This window comes from Prochlorococcus sp. MIT 1341, assembly GCF_034092415.1.
In the GTDB taxonomy this organism is placed as follows: domain Bacteria; phylum Cyanobacteriota; class Cyanobacteriia; order PCC-6307; family Cyanobiaceae; genus AG-363-P08.
The window spans coordinates 1,481,004-1,497,807 of sequence record NZ_CP139304.1; the positions used below are offsets into that span (position 1 = coordinate 1,481,004).

General features: G+C 40.9%; 10 protein-coding genes, 1 tRNA gene and 1 pseudogene. 6 read left to right on the forward strand and 6 right to left on the reverse strand.

Going from position 1 to position 16,804, the window contains the following annotated elements; all coding sequences use genetic code 11:
* Nucleotide 1: 1 nt before the first annotated feature.
* Nucleotides 2–1,912: an Rne/Rng family ribonuclease gene (locus tag SOI84_RS07520; protein WP_320673926.1), complete on the reverse strand. Its 1,911-nt coding sequence runs from the start codon at nt 1,910–1,912 to the stop codon at nt 2–4.
* A 268-nt stretch (nt 1,913–2,180) separates the two neighbouring features.
* Nucleotides 2,181–4,847, reverse strand: a complete 2,667-nt coding sequence (locus SOI84_RS07525; protein ID WP_320673927.1) for a TIGR03960 family B12-binding radical SAM protein — start codon at nt 4,845–4,847, stop codon at nt 2,181–2,183.
* A gap of 116 nt (nt 4,848–4,963) precedes the next feature.
* On the opposite strand from SOI84_RS07525, the gene SOI84_RS07530 reads away from it, so the two are divergent.
* The 3 genes from SOI84_RS07530 to SOI84_RS07540 are packed head-to-tail and all read left to right on the forward strand — an operon-like array spanning nt 4,964 to nt 7,448.
* The gene (locus SOI84_RS07530) at nt 4,964–6,187 is read left to right on the forward strand and encodes an LL-diaminopimelate aminotransferase (protein ID WP_320673928.1); all 1,224 of its coding nucleotides are present in this window, start codon (nt 4,964–4,966) and stop codon (nt 6,185–6,187) included.
* 55 nt (nt 6,188–6,242) lie between these two features.
* A complete protein-coding gene (clpS, locus tag SOI84_RS07535) occupies nt 6,243–6,557 on the forward strand; it encodes an ATP-dependent Clp protease adapter ClpS (protein WP_320673929.1) in 315 nt (104 codons plus the stop codon).
* Between the two features lie 12 nt (nt 6,558–6,569).
* Nucleotides 6,570–7,448, forward strand: coding sequence for a type II CAAX endopeptidase family protein (locus tag SOI84_RS07540; protein ID WP_320673930.1), 879 nt, complete (start codon nt 6,570–6,572; stop codon nt 7,446–7,448).
* Here the strand turns inward: SOI84_RS07540 and SOI84_RS07545 are convergent.
* Nucleotides 7,370–9,001, reverse strand: coding sequence for a photosystem II high light acclimation radical SAM protein (locus SOI84_RS07545; protein ID WP_320673931.1), 1,632 nt, complete (start codon nt 8,999–9,001; stop codon nt 7,370–7,372). The genes SOI84_RS07540 and SOI84_RS07545 overlap by 79 nt on opposite strands.
* A 376-nt stretch (nt 9,002–9,377) precedes the next feature.
* On the opposite strand from SOI84_RS07545, the gene psbA reads away from it, so the two are divergent.
* Together psbA and SOI84_RS07555 are read left to right on the forward strand one after the other, a co-directional pair.
* Nucleotides 9,378–10,460 (forward strand): photosystem II q(b) protein, encoded by a 1,083-nt coding sequence (psbA, locus tag SOI84_RS07550; protein WP_320673932.1) that lies wholly within the window; start codon nt 9,378–9,380, stop codon nt 10,458–10,460.
* 133 nt (nt 10,461–10,593) lie between these two features.
* On the forward strand, nt 10,594–11,439 hold the full coding sequence (locus tag SOI84_RS07555; protein ID WP_320673933.1) for a sulfite exporter TauE/SafE family protein: 846 nt from the start codon (nt 10,594–10,596) through the stop codon (nt 11,437–11,439).
* A gap of 68 nt (nt 11,440–11,507) precedes the next feature.
* Here SOI84_RS07555 and SOI84_RS07560 read toward each other — a convergent pair whose 3' ends face one another.
* Together SOI84_RS07560 and SOI84_RS07565 are read right to left on the reverse strand one after the other, a co-directional pair.
* Nucleotides 11,508–12,611, reverse strand: coding sequence for a glycosyltransferase family 2 protein (locus SOI84_RS07560; protein ID WP_320673934.1), 1,104 nt, complete (start codon nt 12,609–12,611; stop codon nt 11,508–11,510).
* Between the two features lie 277 nt (nt 12,612–12,888).
* A tRNA-Thr gene (locus tag SOI84_RS07565) sits at nt 12,889–12,960 on the reverse strand.
* Nucleotides 12,961–13,006: 46 nt separating this feature from the next.
* Here SOI84_RS07565 and SOI84_RS07570 point away from each other — a divergent pair.
* Nucleotides 13,007–13,273, forward strand: a complete 267-nt coding sequence (locus SOI84_RS07570; RefSeq protein ID WP_320673935.1) for a DUF3493 domain-containing protein — start codon at nt 13,007–13,009, stop codon at nt 13,271–13,273.
* 79 nt (nt 13,274–13,352) lie between these two features.
* Here the strand turns inward: SOI84_RS07570 and infB are convergent.
* Nucleotides 13,353–16,771 (reverse strand): annotated as a pseudogene (gene infB, locus SOI84_RS07575) (translation initiation factor IF-2).
* Nucleotides 16,772–16,804 lie beyond the last annotated feature (33 nt).

Sequence of the window (16,804 nt, forward strand, 5' to 3'; positions counted from 1 at the left end):
TTCATACTTTTGCTGATGAACGCCTTCTTCTTCTTCGCGAGTCTTCTGGTTCTTGTTCCGATTGTGTTTCAGAGACTTTTAGTGAGATTTCACTCTCTTCAAAATCCTCTAGATTGGTAATTTCTACATTTAATTCTTCCTTTTGACTGTCAATCTCTGTTGGATTACTCTTAAGGGTCTCTTCGCTTTCATCACTTGAATCGCCATTAGATCGAAAAGTTGTTTTTCCTGAATTACGCCCACGCCTTCTTCGGCGCAGAGAACCTTCTTGAATTTGTTGACGAGCTTCTTCAAGGATACTTTCTGAGTCTTCCCCTGGAAGTACAATCTTTACCAACAAATTGTCATTTTCTGGTAAAGGATCTAGAAGAAGAGTAGGATTTAGCCCTAGCCATCCAAATAATTGTGCTTGTTCTTTAGTCATTGGCACTGCGATTAACTCTGGATCTTGTCGAGAGTTGTTGACTTCTGGTTGAGCAACATCTTCCTGTCTTTCACTTTGTTCAATATTGCAATCAAGATTAGTTTCTGTTGAAGAATCAAACTCTTGTTGTGTGCTTTCTTGAGTTATCTTTCCGCGACCTTTTTTACGACGAGTGTTATTTGCATCAATAGAAGAGCTAAGATCACTCTTTCCAGAAGTAATGGATTTAACTAAACCTTGTTCAATTGCTAATGGTTGCAAAAGATCGTTGCCAGGAAGTACTCCTACATGACCAATTCCTCCACAATTAGGGCATTCTTTTCCAAAAAGCTCATATATATTTTGCCCTTGTCTTTTTCGAGTTAGCTCTACTAAACCGAGCTCAGTTAATTGAGAAATTTGAGGGCGTGCAGAATCATTACGAATGGCAGTAGTAAAATGCTCTAGTAAATGTAATTGATCACGTCTAGAATCCATATCGATAAAATCGACTATTATTACTCCACCAATATTTCTTAGCTTTAATTGTCTAGCGATTTCAATAGCTGCTTCACAATTTGTCCATAGAACAGTTTCTCTAGCATTAGCGGATCTCGTAAATGAACCTGAATTCACGTCAATTACTGTAAGTGCCTCGGTAGGTTCGATAATTATGTAACCACCTGAAGGTAGGTCTACTCTTGGCTTGAGCGCATCGCGTATTGATGCATTAATACGGAAATGATCAAGGATATTCGCTGGTTCTTGATGAGCTTCTACTAATACATTTAGCCCATCATGTTCTAGGAAGCTATTGACTCGACTCAGTGCATTTTCGTTGTCAACAACAATACTTGAAAGATTTTCTCCTTTATGGTCGCGTAAAACCCTATGAATAAAATCATCATCTCTATTTAGCAGCACTGGTGGATCTGCTTTTTCAGAAACCTGTTGGATCGCTTCCCATTGTTTTAGAAGTGTTTCTAGATCATTAATGAGTAGTTCTTCACTTACATCATTAGCTTCGGTTCGAATTAATAGCCCTGTACCGGGTGGCTTGATTAGAACACCAAGTGCTCTTAGTCGATTCCTCTCACTTTCACAATTAATTTTTCTAGAGATATTTACTCCTTGCCCATGAGGTTGGAGGACTAAGTAGCGTCCTGGGAGAGCAAGATTCCCTGTTAATCTTGGCCCTTTTGTGCCGGTTGGTTCTTTCATTACTTGAACCAGAACAGGTTGACTGGGCCTCAGAAGTTCTGTAATAGTTGCTGCTCCCTTCTTTTGCCGAAGCGGACCTAGGTCAGTTACATGGATAAAGCCATTCTTTTCACTTTCTCCAATGTTTACAAATGCTGCATCGATACTTGGGAGCACGTTTTCGACAGTGCCAAGAAAAACATCACCGATTTGGTAGCGACCTTGAGCGACAATTAATTCATCTACTCTTTCATTGCTAAGCAGTGCTGCGATGCGCAGCTGCTCAGCAATGATGATTTGTTGGGGCATAGAGAAAAACAGGGTGATCCCTGGGTAGTTCAGATCCGATCAATGACTGCAGGTGCACAGGATCTAGTTTGTAAAGAATTGATGGCTAGAAGCCTTTCAAGAAATAGACGGAGTCAATGCTCCTATGAAGTAAGCAACTCATTGGGGCTCGGATGTTACGGACCGAACTCAGCGAGAAGCTATGGCCTCGCTTTCCTCAAGACTGGAGGTAAGAAAAGCCTGGATATGGAAATGGCAGATTCTGCCCTCGGTCATATCCTTAATGACCCTAGCACTCAGACAAAATTAGTTCTTGTCTCTTAATGCGATTTATCTCAAGGGGTTGGTTTAGTTGTTCTTCTAAGAAGTGTTTAATTTGAATAGGCTTTATACTTCTACCTAATGAGTCTATATGACTTTCTAGCTGTATTAGTACGGTTTTAGTTTCTTCTTCTTTTAAAATTTCCAAAGATTTTGGCGTCTTGAAATTGACCCTGAGATTTTTCAAGTCAGGTTTACAGTCACGTTTTCTGGACCTACCTTTTTTGTCCGTATCAAGCCAGATTAGTTCAGGAGAAGTTATTATCTTTTCTATAGCTCTCTCCCATTCTACGGTGGTTGGATAGTTGGGTTGACTAGCTAATAGGGAAAACTCCCACTTTGCTCCTGAGAGATTTTGCGAGAGGCTTTTCGAATTTGTCTTAATAGATGTAGCTTTTAATAGATCTATATTCTTTGGTAGGTATTCACTGAGGCAACTTAGTACTTCTTTAGAGTCAATTTCTTTTGTAAATTCAATATCCATCCATTCACCTAATCCTTCTACACCTAGAGGAAGTGCTAGCGCTATCTGCACTCGAGGTAGTGGATGGTAACCACCTGAATAGCTGACAGGAAGGTTGCTTCTTCTCAATGCTCTTTCCATCATCCTGACAATATCTAAATGACTTAAAAGTGCCATTGGACCTGTCTTGGAAAATTGCAATCTAATTCGGCATATACGATTACTGGGTGGGGGTATTTTCCCCTTTCTTTTTGGTATTGGCAGTGGTTCGATTACTATGTTATGTCCAAACTCATCACCACATACTCCACAATCACTGCACTTATCAAATGAACAGTCTCCTATAACTTCAGATTTTAATGCTTTAATCAACTCGTTAAATAACCATTTCTTTTCAATCCCTGTGTCGATGTGATCCCAAGGTAGTGGTTGTGAACAGAATTTAAAAAGATCATTTCTTTTTAGACCCTCTACATGACTCCAGTCCCCTATCTCTAATTGTCTATAACGACCTGAAAGGCCTGCTTGAGAAATTGCCTCTTTCCAGGCTTTATATGTGAGATCTAAGGATTCATACCATGCGTCCATTCCTGCTCCTTTTCTCCAAGCTTGCTCTATTACTGAGGAAATAGATCTGTCTCCCCTTCCAATAAAGTCTTCCATGGCAGATAAGCGAACATCTGTGAAATTCACTTTTATTTTTTTATTGCTTAGGAAGGCGTCTTTGAGTATTTTTTGTTTTCTTTGAAACTCTTTAGTTGACACGCTATGCCATTGAAATGGTGTATGTGGTTTAGGTGTGAAATTGCTTATGGTTAAATTTATTCTAAGTGCTCCTAAATCTTTGCAATTTTTTTGTAGCATGTTGCAGGTCTCAGCTATTCCAAAAATATCTTCATCCGTTTCACCTGGAAGTCCAATCATGAAGTAAAGCTTTACTTTTCGGTAACCATTCCTCATGGCAGTTTGTATTCCTTTTAAAAGATCTTCGTCAGTGAGTCCTTTATTAATTATGTTTCTTAAACGTTGTGTTCCTGCTTCTGGAGCAAACGTGAGCCCAGCTTTGCGAGAACCGCCAAGTATATGTGCAATATTTTCATCAAAACGATCAATTCGTTGGCTGGGAAGTTGAAGGGTTATTTCTTTATCTGATAATTGGTTGCGTAGTTCAGTCCCTAAAGAAGGTAATGAAAGGTAATCACTACAGCTGAGAGATAGCAATGAAAAATCACTGTAACCAGTTTGTTTAATGCCTTTGTGAATAGTGTCGATAACTTCTTGAGGTTCTACATCTCTTGCTGGACGCGAAAGCATCCCTGGCTGACAAAAACGGCACCCTCGGGTACATCCTCGTCTTATTTCAATAGTGAGTCTGTCATGAACAGTTTCAATGTGTGGCACTATCCCCAGGCCATATTGTGGGATTGGTTTTGCAACTCTTCGTAGAATTGTTTTTGGTAAAAAAGGTTTTAAAGGGCGAAGACTTGTTCGTCTAGAATTTGTTCCATAAAGGGATGGGACATATATTCCTGGTACTTGGGCAAGATCAAGTAACAATTCTGAGCGAGATAGGTTTGATCTCTTTCCTTCAGAAACAATTAATCCGATTTCGGGTAAAAGTTCTTCACCATCACCTAATGCGAAAAAATCAAAGAAAGCAGCAAATGGTTCTGGGTTGCTGGTTGCTGTTGGCCCTCCGGCAAAGATTAATGGAGGAGCTAATGGATTGCTAATAGGTAGGTCACCCCTTTTGTTTGCATGTAAGGGAAGTCCAGCCAAGTCAATCATTTCTAATATATTTGTTGCACCCAGCTCGTAACTAAGACTGAATCCAAGAATGTCAAAAGCTGCCAGTGGATATCGAGTTTCAACCCCAAATAAAGGTACTTTCTGTTTTCTCAGTCTTTTGCATAGATCTTTACCTGGTAAATAAGCTCTATCACAGAGACTGCTGTTGATAGAGTTCAGAATTGAGTAGAGAATGATATGTCCAAGGTTGCTTGCCCCTACTTCATATACCTCTGGGTATGCAAGTATCCATCTGACATTTGATTTTTGCCAATTAAGTTCTTTAGTCCCAAGCTCGTTCCCTAGGTATCGACCTGGTTTATTAATACTTGGGTCGACCAGTTCATCAAAATCAACTGGGTAGAAGTGTTTTTGGTTTCTCAAAGCAGTTTTAGGGAGGGTGAGCAGCTAAAAAACTCTTTGTCTTATTTCATCGTATGGAGTCCAGGGAAAAATGACACTCTCCATAGCAAGATGTCTCTATATACGCCTTCATACTCGTGGTTCATGTCAACAGTAATTATTTAAAGCTTAAGGCGGGTTATTTATTTCCAGAGATAGCAAGGAGAGTTAATGCTTTCACTGCTAAAAGCACTAATTTGCCTTTAATCCGTTTAGGTATTGGAGATGTAACCGAACCTCTCCCTAAGGCTTGTCGAGATGCCATGAAATTGGCTATAGATGAGATGGGAACACATAATGGCTTTCATGGCTATGGACCAGAACAGGGTTACGCTTGGCTAAGAGAAGTTATTGCCAAAGAAGACTTTCAGTCTCGAGGGTGTGAGGTGTCTGCTGAGGAGATATTTGTTTCAGATGGTTCTAAATGTGATAGTAGTAATATTTTAGATATATTGGGCGAAAGAAATAAGATTGCGGTTACAGACCCTGTTTACCCAGTTTATGTAGATAGCAATGTTATGGCAGGTCGCACAGGAGATGCTGCTGGACATGGTCGATATGAGGAGCTTATATATCTGCCTATTAATGCAGATAATGGGTTTGAAGCTCAAATTCCAACTGAAAAAGTAGATTTAATATATCTTTGCTATCCAAATAATCCTACTGGTGCAGTTGCGACAAAAGATCAGCTTCAAAACTGGGTTAATTATGCTAATGAGAATAGAGCCTTGATTCTATTTGATGCTGCATATGAGGCATTTATTCAAGATAAAGATTTGCCCCATTCGATTTTTGAGATAGAGGGAGCAAGAACTTGCGCAATTGAGTTTCGTTCTTTTTCAAAGAACGCAGGTTTTACTGGGATCCGTTGTGCATATACAATTATTCCTAAGACCTTGTATGGTCAATCAAGTAACGAAAAGATTGATTTGTGGGGCCTATGGAATCGAAGGCAAAGTACAAAATTTAATGGTGTAAATTATGTTGTTCAACGTGGAGCTCAGGCTGTATATTCTTCAGAGGGAAAGTCACAGATAGCTTCTCTTGTGGATTTTTATATGAAAAATGCTTCTATTATTAGAAGAGAGCTTTTAGCCGCAGGATTAACAGTTTATGGTGGCAAACATGCCCCTTATGTATGGATAAAGACACCTTCAGGGATTGATTCTTGGGCATTTTTTGACCAGTTGCTTGAGAAGGCATATGTCGTGGGGACACCTGGTAGTGGTTTTGGCTACGCTGGGGAAGGATATTTTCGACTTTCGGCGTTTAATAGTCGTGAGAATGTTATAACTGCTATGAACCGTATATCGTCGCTTTAATTTCTTGTAGCAGCCTCTTCTTGACCATAGATTTACTTTAACAAGCATCTTTGCCATGGCATCAATGATTCCTAAACCCAGAGCCTCTGGCGCACCTGTTATTGAGAAGGAAGTTGTGAAGGTCCGGAAACCTTCACCTATGTATAAAGTTCTTCTTCATAATGACCCAGTTAATACAATGGATTATGTTGTTTCCGTTCTCTTAGAAGTCGTACCACAATTAAGCGAGCAAGGTGCATTGGCTGTGATGCTTGAAGCACATAACACTGGTGTTGGTCTAGTAATTGTTTGTGACTTGGAACCAGCAGAATTTTATTGTGAGTCGCTTAAGGCTAAGGGACTTACAAGTACACTTGAAAAGGAAAGCTGAGTTAGTCTATTAATGCTTACTTTTTCAAATATTTATACTCGCTGGTTAGCTTTTGCATCATTTATCCCTGGGTTATATTTTTTGGGATGGGTATCGGTACAAATATTAAGAGTATTTGGTCTTGATTTTTTCTTAGAACGATCTGATTTGTTCGGTACGATAATTAGCTTCTTACTTTTTCTATTGGCATTGCCTTATTGGATAAAGATTCGATGGGGTTTTAGAGATACATGGAAGGTTTTAGGGGTTTCAGGTATGTTTACTAAAAAAGGTAATTATATATTTTTAAGAGGGATACTATGGTCAGTTTCTTTTCTTCTGTTAATCAGTTTCACGCTTCATACTGGAGGTTGGTTGCTTTGGGTTAATGAATTTAACTCAGGGGAAGTTATAAATGCCCTCCTATTATTATTTGGTGTGGGTTTTGCTGAAGAACTAGTTTTTAGAGGCTGGCTTTGGGGTGAGATGAATCACTTAATTGGTCCTCGATGGGGAGGTGTAATACAGGCTGCACTTTTTAGCATTGCGCATATTCGGTTTGATGTTGGTTTCTTCCCAATGATTAGCTTGATCCTAGGGTTATTTCTATTGGGGATAGTACTAAATTTTAGACGAATTCTCGATGGTGGGTCTCTTTGGGGATGCGTTGGATTACACGGCGGCTTAGTGAGCATTTGGTTCCTGTTGAATAATTGCTTATATACTCTTTCTAAGGACACTCCTTCATGGCTTACTGGTCCAGATATAGAGAAGTTAAATAATCCTTTGTCAGGTTTTCTAGCAATAATTGTACTTGCATTTATTATCGTTTTTCAATTAAATGCCGTTGCTAAAGCACCCTCTCCTTTTAAAGGTGCACGCAATGCATCTTCTAATGGTGCAATTCCATAATCTTTCTCAAGCAAGTTAAAGACAGTTTTTCCAAAGTTGTTAGGGTCCTGATCAAAAGCCTTAAGGCAAATGTTGCCAAAAATACTACCCATTGGCTCTGGATTCCAGAGTAACTTTCTTGCTGTCCATGGCATCATACTCATTGGATTATAGCCAGGTCTAATTAATCCCTTATCAAAACCATATTGTTCAAGATGTGTGTGTGGTTGTAAACCTATGAAGAAGATAGAAGGTTCAACCTTGTCTTCCCCAAAAATTTTCTCAAGCTGTCTATGGTATGCAATTGTTTGGCGAATTGTTTCGGGCCTTTCATCAATAACATTGAAGGAATAGTTTACTGATACATGATCTTTAAAGCCTGCATTTGAAAGTAACTTGCAATTTTCTAGTACATTGCGTAGGTTATAACCCATTCGCATTTTTCTTACTAGTTCTTGAGACCCAGATGTAATACCTATCTCGAAGTAATTCATTCCTGTTTCAACCATCAGTTCTGCAAGCTCCAAATCTAAATTATCTGCTCGAATATATGCTGCCCATCGAATATCTCGAAGTCCTTCTGATTTGATTTTTCTAAGCAGTAGCTTAGCATCTTCTATATAACGTTTTGCAGGTATAAATTGTGCATCTGTGAACCAGAAGCTTCTTGCACCAAGATCATATAATTGTCGCATTTCAGCAACTACTTCATCGATAGGGTTAACTCGTACTTTTTTACCTTCTACAACTGTATAAACGCAATAGCAGCAATTATGTGGACATCCTCGTTTTGTTTGTACCCCTAGAAAAAAATCCCCACCCTCTAAATACCAATTCATTTCTGGCCAGATAGATCTTATGTATTCATAATTACAGGCAGTTTTAGATGAAGATGATGGTTGTTCATGAATGAGTCCATGTCTAGGCTCTTCGCCAACTACAAAACATCGCTCTTTTTTGATTTCATCTTTTCTGATCAGTTTTTCAAGAAGTTTTTCTCCTTCTCCTACTGAGATTATTGTTCCTTTTGGCAGTGATCTGCCGAGCTGTTCGTAAAAAACACTTACCGCACCGCCCCCAATTACTCCTTGAGCATGCTTGCAGTGTTTACGTGCATGATGCATGCCTTGCCGTATGAGTTTTTGATTCCTCCAAAGTTCTGAGTAGTGGCTTGACATTAGACGTAAGCCACCTAATGCGCCTCTTATTTTTTTAAACGGATTTTTGGCATAAAATACCTCGAATGAATTTTGTAGAGGATTGCCCCCTCTTCCATCGACAGGTGCATATATCTGTATATCTCTCCATGAGAAAACTAGGATTGAAGGCTGAAAGCTATCAATTGTTTTTAAAAGGACTTGTTCTACATCAAAGATTGGCAGAGCTGCTAAGTCGAGAATCTTTTGACTAATGCTAGGGAAACATTTATGTAGATGATCTGCCAGATAGATAGCCCCAATTGGGAAAATTGGGTTGCAGGGTAGCCTTATATATAAAACCCTCTCAGCAAAAGAACTCGAGGCTTTGGATGTTTCCCCCTGAATAGTTTGTACTGAGGTTGAGGAGTTACTCATGCATCCATTGAGTAGCTTCTTGAAGCTGAGCGATCTATCCAAAGACCCTAACAACTTTTGCGATCATTTTTGCGATATCTCAAGGGCAAGTCTCCTATTTGGTCTCTGCCGAGTTGCACAAAATCAAATTCAGCAAGAAAGTGATGCTATGAATAGATTCTTCTAATTGGCTGTTCCCTCTAGAGAAGCCTTATTTTCTAGATTTAAACTAATGAGAATTGATTTCATCAAGGGTTCTCTTGTGTTGTTTGCTTAACTTTTGCAAAGCCCTCTATTCAAGAGGGTCACAGTAATCACAATTTTCCTTTAAAGTCTAAAAGGCATAATTTTTGTGCCTTTTTTACTTGTCCCTTTTTGGGACTATTTTCACGTCCTTATGACCACCTCAATCCGCACCAATAGGCCGGATCTAACCAGTTGGCAGCAGTTCTGTGAATGGGTCACTTCCACCAATAACCGTATTTATGTCGGTTGGTTTGGTGTTTTGATGATTCCTTGCCTTCTTGCGGCCACAATCTGCTTCATCATTGCCTTTATCGCTGCTCCACCTGTCGATATTGATGGTATCCGTGAGCCTGTTGCTGGTTCTTTCCTTTTTGGAAATAACATCATTTCTGGAGCTGTTGTTCCTTCCAGTAACGCCATTGGCCTCCACTTTTATCCCATTTGGGAAGCCGCAACTATGGATGAGTGGCTTTATAACGGTGGCCCTTATCAGTTAGTTGTCTTCCACTTCTTGATTGGTATCTGTGGCTGGATGGGACGCCAGTGGGAATTGTCATACCGATTGGGTATGCGCCCTTGGATTTGTGTTGCCTACTCAGCACCTGTATCAGCAGCATTTGCTGTTTTCTTGGTTTACCCCTTTGGTCAGGGATCCTTCTCTGACGGAATGCCACTTGGTATTTCAGGTACCTTTAACTTCATGTTTGTGTTCCAGGCTGAGCACAACATTTTGATGCATCCTTTCCACATGTTTGGTGTAGCAGGCATGTTCGGTGGAAGCTTGTTCTCTGCAATGCACGGTTCTTTGGTCACTTCTTCACTTATTCGTGAGACCACTGAAACTGAGTCACAGAACTATGGCTACAAGTTTGGCCAAGAGGAAGAGACCTACAACATCGTGGCTGCTCACGGTTATTTTGGTCGCTTAATCTTCCAATACGCCAGCTTTAACAACAGCCGGAGCCTTCACTTCTTCTTGGCAATTTTCCCTGTCGTATGTGTTTGGTTGACTTCTATGGGCATCTGCACCATGGCTTTCAACTTGAATGGTTTTAATTTCAACCAGTCAATCATTGATTCTTCGGGCAAAGTTGTTCCTACTTGGGGAGACGTTCTAAATAGAGCCAATCTTGGTATGGAAGTTATGCATGAGCGTAATGCTCACAATTTCCCTCTTGATTTAGCTGCTGCTGAATCAACACCAGTTGCTCTAGTTGCTCCAGCAATAGGTTGAGCTTAAGCAATTTCATTCATTGCTTAACAACAATTAGCCTTTTGGGTTAAGTGTTAAAAAGCCCCCTCGTAAGAGGGGGCTTTTTAGATGGGTTTTCCCTCAAGGAGAATAGCTAAGTATAATAAATGTTTATTTGATTTTGCTTAGAGATTTAGTAAGGGTTAGAGCATTTGAATTCAAAACTGATTGGTTCGATGAATTTTCCGCCATGAATATTGATTCTCTAACTACACAGATTACTTTAGGCTTGATTTCTTTTACTGCAAACTTTCTTTCGGCTTTGGCAGGAGGTGGTGCTGGTTTGTTACAGCTTCCTGCCCTAATCTTATTAGGCTTACCATTTCAGATTGCACTGGCAACACATAAAACTGCAAGTGTTGCGTTGGGCTTAGGGGCTGCTTTTCGTTATTTAAAAGGGAGTTCATTAGACAAAGGTTTTGCAGCTTTAATTCTCATTTTTGGTTTACCAGGTGTTCTTCTTGGTGCAAAAATAGTTATCGCTTTGCCTGAAGAGCTCTTTAATTTTCTGCTGGGATTGCTTACATTGATTATAGGGCTTTATTCATTTAATAATCAAAGCCTTGGGATTAAGAAAAGAGTTAGGGAAAAGACTTCTTTAGAGCTACTTTTGGGGGGGTTGGTCTTATTTTGTATTGGAATCTTGAATGGATCTCTTGCTTCAGGAACGGGCCTATTTGTTACTATTTGGCTTGTGTACTGGTTTGAAATAGATTATGCCTTGGCTGTTGCCTATACATTAATTCTTGTGGGTTTGTTTTGGAATGGTACCGGCGCTTTAGTTTTAGGGGTAAGAGGCGATATCGCGTGGGATCTTTTGCCAATTCTTTTAATAGGGTCTCTCCTTGGAGGTTTTTTGGGATCTCATTATGCGATTTCCAAAGGCAGGTGGTTCATAAAAAGAGCATTTGAATGTTTGACTCTTTTAGTGGGTCTTACACTTTTAACAAAAGCAATATAGTGATACTTCTCTATTGGTACTTAAACTTATTCTATTCTTTTATCGATTTAGATCATTTTCTTCCTTATTTAAGCCAATGACCTCCCTTTCCATGTCCACCCTTTTCCAGTAATTGTTCTTACAACTGATATTGGTCCAAGAAAGAGAATAATTATCCCCCCTGCACCCATTAACCACCAGTATTTCAATGAAAAATCAAATTTTTTGTTGATCCATATTCTCAGAATGAGTTGAAGTGTTATTGCTAGAAGAGAGACCAATATTATATTTAGGAGAAGATTGTAATTCGTTATGAACAATAGGCAAATAGATGCTGAAGGAAGTGTTAGCCATGGAGTAGAAAAGATTAAAAATACTACTAATGAGGCCGAAATTGCCTTTGGGATATTTCTGTCAAGCCCTAAAAACCAGTTTTTGCTCCAACCTTCCCATAACGCATCAAAGTCCGGATACATATGCAGATCAACTGCATTTAAACCAAGCAAAAAACGCAGCTTGAAGCCCGAGCCTTTTATTTTCCTTGCTAATGCCAGGTCTTCAACTACTTCTCCGGCAAGATCCTTATGGCCGCCTATCGCTTTATAGGCGCTTCGTCTGAACAGCATGAAAGGCCCCGCTGCAAATGCTGTGCTTTCTTTCGACTGATTAGCTGCTTTGATAGGGAATCCAATAGATATTAGGCTCGCCATGATTGGTTGAACCATCCATTCTGATAGGCATTCACAGGTGAGTCTTGGGGCAAGACTTAGAAGGTCAATGCCTTCCATGTTTGCCTGTGATAAGGCCCGGAAAATAGTTTCTTTTTTTATTTGTATATCTGCATCCAGAAATAAAATCCAATCGCTATCTATTTTTTCCATTGCCTGCGAGCAAGGCCAGTTTTTACCTACCCAGCGCTGGTTTTTAGGTCGAGGACCAGCTTCTAAAAAATCAATTCTTATAGACGATTTTTTAGAAGCCAGCTTTGCTTTTGTTAAGGTTTGATCACTGGAACTATCATCTGCAATTATAACTTTCCAATCGTCACATGGATTGACACTTTCTATGATAGATGACAAACACTGATAGATATTTTTCTCTTCATTAAAAGTAGGTACTATTACAGTTAAGGTTGTTTTGTTCTCAAAAGAATCTAACTCAGAATATTCAATTAGGCTCGGTGCATTTTTCAATGTCCTGTTTAGTTGGAATAATAGTACTATTATTCCAATAATAGAAATACTTGGAAGGCTTATTAAGAGTATAGAAAAATCGATCAATTCTTTAGAGCGTATGATTGTAAGAGTTTCAATATTGTATTGTCTTTGCTCTAGAATTGTTAGAATTCAAGAGATGTCTTCATTATCAGATGAATTGCCCTTGAAAGTAATTCTAACTTTCTTTTATTTTGCTTTTTAGCTGTAATTAGTAATTATCATAATTACTAATTACCACTTTCTTTGATTTCAAAGCCGGTGACTGGATTTGAACCTGCGACCTACTGATTACGAATCAGTTGCTCTACCACTGAGCTACACCGGCAGCCCCTTAGAGAACCTAACATTCAAGATATTGTCGGATCGGATCTTTGAGCGATTTATTTCCCAAGGGTGTTGAATCAAATCTTGGCCCTGAAATGCGTCAACGTTTGCTTCAAGAATCCCGGAACCCTTGGCGAGGCCTTCGCCGAGTGGTTTGGTTTGCTTGTTTTGGTTCCGCCTGTTTAGGTATTGGGGTCATGGGTCTTAGATCGGTTTCTGGAATTACTGTTCCACTAACTGATCTTGGGATACAATTTGCGGCTTTTGGAATTTTTGGTGGGTTGCTTTTATGGGACCGTAGAAGCTCTAATTAGGTTACTTAAAGGATCGAAAACCTGCCTTAGGCCGTAGAAAATGACAAAGGCTTGGATTATTTGTCTAATAATGATTGCTTTATGTGCTTAATTTCCTTCTTTGAGTAACAAGCTTATAGGCTTCAATTACATCTCCCTCTTGCCAATTAGCAAATCGATCGCAACCAATACCACATTCAAAGCCTGTGCCAACTTCTTTTACATCATCTTTGTTTCTTCGAAGCGAGTCGAGATCGCCTTGGAAAACAATCTGGTTAGATCGTTGAACTTTTACGCTACAGTTACGTTGAATTTTTCCATTGGTTACATAGCAACCTGCAACAGCACTCTTTCCTATTGTGAAAATAGCCCTTACTTCTGCTTGCCCAAGAGATTCTTGAACCATTTCGGGCTCTAATAATCCTTCCATAGCTAGTTGAATATCTTCAAGAAGTTTATAAATAACCTCATACTCTCTTACGTCTACACCTGTTGCATCTGCTGCCTTTCTTGCACCAGATGCCATAGAAGTATTAAATCCAACGATGACTGCTCCTGATGCGGACGCAAGGTCCACATCTGTTTCTGTAATTTCACCTGGAGCGGAAAGGAGAACTCTCACTTGTACTTCATCCTTTGGCAGTTGTTCAAGAGATCCGAGGATGGCTTCAACACTTCCTTGTACATCGGATTTAAGAATTATATTCAATTCTTTAAGTTCACCTTCACTGGCTTGACCAGACATTGTGGCGAGAGAAACTCTGCGGGAAGCCATTTGCTGTGCCAGCCTAGTTGCTCTTGCATTCGATGCTCTCTCGCCAACGACGGCACGAGCTGCTTTCTCGTCTGGATAGACCTCAAATTCGTCACCTGCAGTTGGGACTTCATTAAAGCCCAGTGCCTCTACGGCGGAGGAGGGGCCACCTGCTTTAAGTCGGCTGCCTTTTTCGTCAACCATTGCCCTGACTTTGCCGAGTACTGGCCCTGCCGCGACGACATCTCCAGTTTTAAGTGTTCCATTTTGGACTAACAGTGTTGCTACTGGGCCTTTGGCTTTATCGAGGTGGGCTTCAATTACGGTTCCTTTAGCTAAACGATCTGGATTAGCTTTTAAATCTTCAACTTCGGTTACTAGCAGGATCATTTCAAGGAGTTTATCTATGTTTTCCCCCTTTATTGCACTTACTGGAACCATCACTACATCACCCCCCCATTCCTCAGGGACTAATTCTTTTTCTGATAGCTCTTGTTTCACTTTGTCTTCAGATGCACCTTCTTTATCAATCTTGTTAATTGCCACAATGATTGGAACTTGGGCAGCGCGTGCATGACTTATTGCTTCAAGTGTTTGAGGCCTTACACCATCATCAGCTGCGACTACAAGTATTGCTACGTCAGTAACTTTGGTCCCTCTAGCTCTCATGGCTGTAAAAGCTTCGTGGCCAGGGGTATCTAGGAAAGTTATCTTTCTTGGCTCTCCGCCATGTTCAACTTCAATTTGATAAGCACCAATGTGCTGTGTTATTCCACCTGCTTCACCAGCAGCAACTCTTGCTTTTCGGATTGCATCTAAAAGGCTGGTTTTACCATGATCAACGTGCCCCATCACTGTTACAACAGGTGGCCGGCGGATTAGATGTTCTAAATCAGCATCTTCAATCATCTCTACCGTTTTCTTGGCTGCTTCTTCCACATCGTCTTGTAAAACAGGAACTCCTAATTCTTCCGCAACTGTTTCGATGGTAGTGAGGTCAAGAGTTTGGGTGACTGTTGCAATTATCCCCTTGAAGAAGAGAGATTTGATGATTTCAGAACTTTCGACGCTGAGCATGTCGGCTAGTTCCTGAACAGTAAGGTTGTCCTCTGGAACAATTAGCATTTCTGGTCTAACTTGTTTAGCCTCACGAGCAGCTCTAAGTTCCATTGCCCGCCTACGTTGTCGTTGACGAGTTGTTTCTTTTTTGCGCTTGCGCATTGCTGCGACAGGCTTTGCTGAAGTTTTTTGTTGTGACTTTGGCTTTGCTGGTCTAGCTAAACTTGCGGAAAGTAAGACTGCTTGTTGTTCTCCTGCAAAACCACTTGTTTCAGTGGTTAGCGCATCATCATTGTCACCAATGATGTGAACTTTTTGCCGCTGTTTTTGAGGAGATTTGTTTTTCAGTGCTTCGAGTTTTGCACTGTCATCCCAATCAGCTTTCCCAGGCCTACGCCCTGAGCCCTGACCAACACGATGTGCAGGACGTTTTGGAGCATTTGTTGGAGGTGTTGGCCTTTTGGTTGGTGGGGTAGCACCAGAAGTAGTGCCCTTTGGGGTAACTGGCGTACCATCCGGTCTTCTAGGGGGGGGGTTCCAGGTCTGCCCGTTGGCTTTTGGAGCTGCATAAGCTCACCTGGCGCCATAGGTTTGCGCATACCACTTGGCATCCCTGGACGTGTTGGTGCACCTGGTCGCTTCCCTCCATCGCGATTGCCTTGAGGATTGCTGTTAGGAGACCTATCCCGACGAATAGGTTTACCGACTAGCTCAAGTGAATTCCCCCCAGATCGAGGTTGTCCAGGCCGGTTTGCGCCTTGTCTTTGTTGGCCCCCAGGTCTTTGTTGGCCCCCAGGTCTTTGTTGGCCCCCAGGTCTTTGTTGGCCCCCAGGTCTTTGTTGGCCCCCAGGTCTTTGTTGGCCTCCAGGTCTTTGTTGGCCCCCAGGTCTTTGTTGATAGTTATTCCGTTGATTAGCTCCACCTAGAGGCCTTGGGCTAATGCCTGGCTTCCTTCTCTCAGAGCGTTGAGCTTCTGGGCGAACGGGTGGTGCTGCAGGTCGTTTTGGTTGGGGACGCCCTACCAGTTCTGGTTTCGGCTTGGAGCGTTGTGGAGGAGGAGTTGACTTGGTTGTTGATGTATGTGGTGGTTTGGTTTCGGGGTTCTGGGGTTTTGAAATTATTTGGGGTCGTGAAGGTGTTAAAGAGTCTGGCTTAGGAGTTCCTTTGATTGAGGGCTTGGGAATGGAATTAGTTGTGTTCTTCCCTGAGTTTGGTCTTATAGGTGATTTTGGCTTTGGAACTGCCGTTTTATGAATTAATTGTTGAGAGGGCTTTTTAGCTTTGTTAGTTTCGTTTGATTGATTGAGCTTTGGCGCTTCGATTTTTTTTGTAGGGTTTGTGCCAAGTTCCTGTGATGGTTTAACAGGACGTTTTGGTCCAGTAGCTTTGAGTGGAGTTATAGGTTTGTTGGCGACTTTAGGGGGCTTTTTGTTCGCTTCCGCTTGACCTTTAGAGGGAGTAGATATTGCTGCCTTTTTCACCGAAAGAATGACTTTCTCAGCTTTAGGTTTGTTCTTTGAAGGTGAAACAGACTTTTCCTTTTGCCCTAAAAAACTTCTGATCCTCTGAACTTCTTCGTCACTGATAGAACTGCTATGACTCTTTGCTGAAATGGACAGTTGTTTAGCAGCATCAAGCACATCCTTATTCTCAAGGCCAAGGTCCTTGGAAAGTTCGTAAATTCTGATTTTTCCGCTGCTGGTCATTAATGTCTCCGGTTGATTCCGGACTTAGGTGCT